General features: G+C 65.2%; 7 protein-coding genes. 4 read left to right on the top strand and 3 right to left on the bottom strand.

What is annotated here, in order from left to right:
• On the top strand, positions 1 to 407 hold a 407-nt coding region (locus AC1D00_RS27565), incomplete at its 5' end, for a hypothetical protein (protein ID WP_477012823.1).
• Here AC1D00_RS27565 and AC1D00_RS27560 read toward each other — a convergent pair.
• Complete coding sequence (locus AC1D00_RS27560) at positions 358 to 837, bottom strand: winged helix-turn-helix transcriptional regulator (RefSeq protein ID WP_477012822.1); 480 nt, start codon at positions 835 to 837, stop codon at positions 358 to 360. The two genes, AC1D00_RS27565 and AC1D00_RS27560, sit on opposite strands and share 50 nt — an antisense overlap.
• A gap of 121 nt (positions 838 to 958) precedes the next feature.
• On the opposite strand from AC1D00_RS27560, the gene AC1D00_RS27555 reads away from it, so the two are divergent.
• Together AC1D00_RS27555 and AC1D00_RS27550 are read left to right on the top strand one after the other, a co-directional pair.
• Positions 959 to 1,732 (top strand): SDR family oxidoreductase, encoded by a 774-nt coding sequence (locus AC1D00_RS27555; protein ID WP_027547204.1) that lies wholly within the window; start codon positions 959 to 961, stop codon positions 1,730 to 1,732.
• A 176-nt stretch (positions 1,733 to 1,908) separates the two neighbouring features.
• Positions 1,909 to 2,091 carry a hypothetical protein gene (locus AC1D00_RS27550; RefSeq protein ID WP_477012821.1) on the top strand — a complete coding sequence of 61 codons (183 nt, stop codon included), beginning with the start codon at positions 1,909 to 1,911 and terminating at the stop codon, positions 2,089 to 2,091.
• A 61-nt stretch (positions 2,092 to 2,152) separates the two neighbouring features.
• Here AC1D00_RS27550 and AC1D00_RS27545 read toward each other — a convergent pair whose 3' ends face one another.
• Positions 2,153 to 2,761, bottom strand: a complete 609-nt coding sequence (locus tag AC1D00_RS27545; protein ID WP_477012820.1) for an FMN-dependent NADH-azoreductase — start codon at positions 2,759 to 2,761, stop codon at positions 2,153 to 2,155.
• Positions 2,762 to 2,844: 83 nt separating this feature from the next.
• On the opposite strand from AC1D00_RS27545, the gene AC1D00_RS27540 reads away from it, so the two are divergent.
• Positions 2,845 to 3,267, top strand: a complete 423-nt coding sequence (locus AC1D00_RS27540; protein ID WP_477012824.1) for a winged helix-turn-helix transcriptional regulator — start codon at positions 2,845 to 2,847, stop codon at positions 3,265 to 3,267.
• On the opposite strand, the gene dprA is transcribed toward AC1D00_RS27540, so the two are convergent.
• On the bottom strand, positions 3,264 to 4,406 hold the full coding sequence (gene dprA / locus AC1D00_RS27535; RefSeq protein ID WP_477012819.1) for a DNA-processing protein DprA: 1,143 nt from the start codon (positions 4,404 to 4,406) through the stop codon (positions 3,264 to 3,266). The genes AC1D00_RS27540 and dprA overlap by 4 nt on opposite strands.
• Positions 4,407 to 4,701 lie beyond the last annotated feature (295 nt).

Raw genomic sequence — 4,701 nt, 5'->3', positions numbered from 1 at the left:
GACTAAGCCGATGTGAAAACGCCTTCAATCTCTCGCCCCTGGCCGAAAAACTTCGCAGCGACGCCCGCAGCCTCGTCATCGCCGCCTTGCTGATCGGAGGATTGATCCTCTGGTTCGTGATGGCCGGCCGGACGGATCGCGTCATCTATCGCGGCGTCGATCAGGCATGGGCGGAGCCCGGCATCGTCCATCTCAAGACGGATCCAGCGGGCAACTACGTGATCCAGCGCAATGCGGAATTTGCCGCAATGAAGGTCGGCTGCGTCTATGATCTCAACTATGATGTCGTGTTCGGCCGGCATCAGAGCAATGACCGCATCAAGACCGTCCGCCGGGTTACTCTCGTCGGATGCCAGACTAGCCGGACCGGCTCCGGCCAACCATCTCCGATGAGCGGCGCGGTTTGAGCGCCGTGTCGTCCGGTGCGAGCAGCCGTCCGTCCTCCGCGCGCAGCTCGAGCTTCCGCACCGGGCGACCTTTCTCGCGATCGACCAGGATGGTTGCGATTTCCTCGGAGTGATCGTCGAAGGCCTCGCTCCATTGCCGGAGCGCGACCAGGATCGGGAAGGTGCCGCGGCCCTTCGGCGTCAGCACATATTCAGAATAGGCGCTGCCGTCGGAGGCGGGGGCGGTTTCCAGAATGCCGTGATCGACCAGCGCGCGCAGCCGCGCGGCCAGAATGTTCTTGGCCATGCCGAGMTTGCKCTGRAACTCRCCGAAGCGGCGCAAACCGAACAGCGCCTCGCGGATGATCAGCAGCGACCACCAATCGCCGATCGCCTCCAGCGAGCGCGCGATCGGGCAGGCATCGCCCTCGAAGCTGGTTCGTTTCACCATCGTCTTGGTCCTTTCGCATTCGCCCGATTCCGGTGGCGATCACGCGCTTGTGTGGTTGCATCATAAAACCAAATGGCCTAGATGGCAACTTAGTTTCATTATGAAACCACTGGAGGCGAACGTGAGACTGAAGAACAAGACGGCATTGATTACGGGCGGCAACGGCGGCATCGGTCTTGCGACGGCAAAGCTGTTCGTGGCCGAGGGCGCCAAGGTGGTGATCACCGGGCGCAACAAGGAGACGCTGGCGGCTGCCGCCAAGGAACTCGGCCCGAACGCGCTTGCGGTCGTCGCTGATGCCACCGACATCGCCGCCACCGAAGCTGCGATCAGGCAGGGCGCCGAGAAGTTCGGCAAGTTCGACATCGTGTTCGCCAATGCCGGCATTCCCGGCAGCACGCCGCTCGGTGCGGCAACGCTGGAGGTCTTCGAGAAGGTGATCAGCACGAACCTCACCGGCGTGTTCTTCACGGTTCAGTCCGCGCTGCCTTATCTCAACGACAACGCCTCGATCATCCTCAACGGCTCGGTGATCTCGGTGCTGGGCATCCCCGGTTACTCCGCGTACGGCGCGGCGAAGGCCGGCGTGCGGGCGATGGCGCGGATCATGGCCTCGGAGCTGTCGCCGCGCGGCATCCGCGTCAACGTCGTCGCGCCCGGCGCGATCCGCACGCCGATCTGGGGCGCCGCGATCGCAACGCCCGAAGCCGAGAAGGCGTTCGAGAAGCGGATCGCGCTGTCGACGCCGCTCGGCCGCATCGGTGAACCCGATCACATTTCCAAGACGGTGCTGTTCCTCGCCTCCGATGACTCCGCGCATATTCAAGGCCAGGAGATATTCGTCGACGGCGGCGCAGTGGCCTCGCCGAGCGGCGCGCCGATCTATCGCGGCTGATCAAATCAAGTGCAAATTGAATCGGTCGGCGCGACCACATCGGTTGCGCCGGCCGGTTTTCTCGTCCTGCAGGATGTATTTTCTGAACCTTGCGTGATGAGGTTGAACCTTGGTGCAAGCTGCCAAGACCCTTTTACGGGCAGAGGGTCATAAGACTCATTTTCAGGGAGCCCGTGATGCCAAAGGCAGCTCGCATTTTTTCGTCGATTTCATCACCGCGCATTTTCACCGAGCGTTCCGCCATTCCCGCCAGGCGCTCCGACAAATCGGAGCTCATCGCGGTGGCCCTTTTCTCCGGGATCGGCCTGTTCATTTCGCTCGTGGCCGTCATCCTGGGCATGCAGGGCGCCTGGTTTTAGCCCGTGCGATCTGTCAGCCGCCGCCGGATTCCGGCAGCGGCCGTTGCGGGTGGCGTGAGCCTCACGCCGCCTGAAGGCTGGTGGCTGCCTGAAGTGCGCCAGCCAGCGCTTTCTCACGATGATCCGGCCCGATCTGGATGCCGTCGGCGGAGATGAACTCGGGATCGGTGATGCCGATGAAGCCGAACACCCAGCGCAGATAGGTTTCGAGATGTTCGCCGGCCGCGTATGGCGTCTCCGCGCCGTAAAAGCCGCCGCGCGAGATCGCTACGATCACCCGCTTGCCGCCGGCAAGGCCCTGCGGGCCGTTGGCGCCGTATTGGAACGTCTTCCCCGCCACCAGGATACGATCGATCCAGGCCTTGAGCTGGCTCGGGATGGTGAAATTGTACATGGGCGCGCCGATCACGACGATGTCGGCATCGAGGAACTCGTTGAGCACGGCCGCGCTCGCGGCAAGGTCCGGTCCGAGTTCCGCCGGCGCAGGCGCGCCTTGCGCGGCCGCCAGATGCGAGCCGGAGAGGTGGGCGAGCGGGGTCAGGGTCAGGTCGCGATAGACGATGTCCAGCGAGGGCGTCGCCTGCTGCAGACGGTCGACGATGGCGGCGGAAACCTGCCGGCTGACGGAGTGGGGGCCGAGCACGCTGGAGTCGATATGGAGGAGTTTCATTGAGGTCACCCATGGTATAGATTTGTAACCCGCACTACATGAGTGACTGTCAAAACCCCCGCAAGAACGCACTTTTTTGAGCCATGGGCACATCTCTGAAACCTGCGCACATCGATCTGCCTGCTTCGCCAAGGTCGGGTCAAAGGCCCGATCCCAACCATGCGGACTGCCGCGGGGTCGCCTCCGTGCTGTCCCGCGTCGGCGATAAATGGAGCGTGTTCGTCATCATGATGCTCGGCGACGGACCGAAGCGCTTCAACGAGCTGAAGCGCATGATCAACGGCATCTCGCAGCGGATGCTGACCTTGACGCTGCGCGGGCTGGAGCGTGACGGCCTCGTCACGCGCACGATCTTCCCGACCATTCCGCCGCGCGTGGACTATGAGCTGACCGATCTCGGCCGCGGCCTGTCGCGGCCCGTCGAGGCGCTCGGCAAGTGGGCGATGGAGCATCTGGCGCAGATCGAGGCCGCACGGACGCGGTTCGACAAGCGCGGCGAGAACTARAGCAGCGACACCAATCCGCCGCCGTGGCGTTCGAGCCGGCCGGCGAGTTCGAGCTCCAGCAGCACGGTGCGGACGATGGCCGGCGAGGCGCCGGACATCCGCACGAGATCGTCGAGCGAGATCGGCACAGGGCCGAGCAGGCCGATGATCTGGTCGCGGTCGTGCGTCTGCGGATCGGTTTCGAACGGCTCGCTGTCGGGCTCGCGCGCCCGATGCATCAGCGGCCGCTCCATGATCGGTGCGACCGCGTTGATGACGTCGGCGGCTTCGGTGACGAGCGTTGCGCCCTGCTTGATCAGATCGTTGGTGCCGGCGGCGCGCGGATCGAGCGGCGAGCCCGGCACCGCGAACACCTCGCGGCCCTGTTCGGCCGCCATGCGCGCGGTGATCAGCGAGCCCGAGCGGTGGGCCGCCTCCACCACGACCACGCCGAGCGAAGCGCCCGAGATCAGACGGTTGCGGCGGGGGAAGTCGCGGGCGCGCGGCTCGTGGCCGAGCGGCATCTCGGAGATCGCCGCGCCCGCGTGGTCGAGGATCGATCCGAGCAAATCGCCGTGCTCGGGCGGATAGATGCAGTCATGACCGCCGGCGAGCACGGCGATCGTGCCGCTCTCGACGCTGGTGCGATGCGCGGCCTGGTCGACGCCGCGGGCGAGCCCCGAGATGATGACGAAGCCGGCTTCGCCGAGCTCGCGGGCCAACTGTCCGGCGAATTTCAAGCCGGCGCCCGAGGCGTTGCGCGAGCCGACGATCGCGATCATCGGCCGCATCAAGGTCGCGACATCGCCGCGCACGGCGAGCAGTGGCGGGGCGTCATCGAGCGTCGAAAGCCGCGCCGGATAGCCGTCCTCGCCGGGCGCGAGCCAGGCAATGCCGAATTTGCGACTGGCGGCGAGCTCGGCTTTCGCCTCGTCCGCGCTACAGATGCGCCCCGACCGCGCCGCGCCGCCGCGGCGCGCCAGATCCGGCAGCCGCTCCAGCGCCGCGTGCGCCGTGCCGAAATGATCGACCAGCGAGCGGAAGGTGCGCGGTCCGACATTGTCGGAGCGGATCAGCCGCAGGCGGTCGATCCGCTCTAGCTCGGTCAGCTCCACGCTGTTGTTGATGGCGTCCACGGTGTCTCCTTGCAGGCACAGCATGGAACAACCTGAGGGCGTGGGCAACAGCGTCGTGCGCTCGCGCGACCTCGTCGCAATGCTAAGGGCGATCGGGCATCAAGGAGACTGAGGCCGGGATGTCCATGATGGTCAAGCGCGGCACGGTCTTCGCAACATTCCTCCTTGCGTGCATTGCAGCGATGGAAAAATGGGGTTGCACGCGACGACCACGCTCCACATCTTACCGGTGGCTGATCGTGCGGGAAGCGGAGTGTCGAAAGGCAGACGATGACGCCGGCGGATTCCGGTGAGCTGTCTTTGGCCGAGCGCGCCAAAT

The organism is Bradyrhizobium sp. P2_E8 (genome assembly GCF_056403875.1).
The sequence above is the reverse complement of the archived record's forward strand: the minus strand, read 5'-3'. Positions and strand labels throughout refer to the sequence as shown.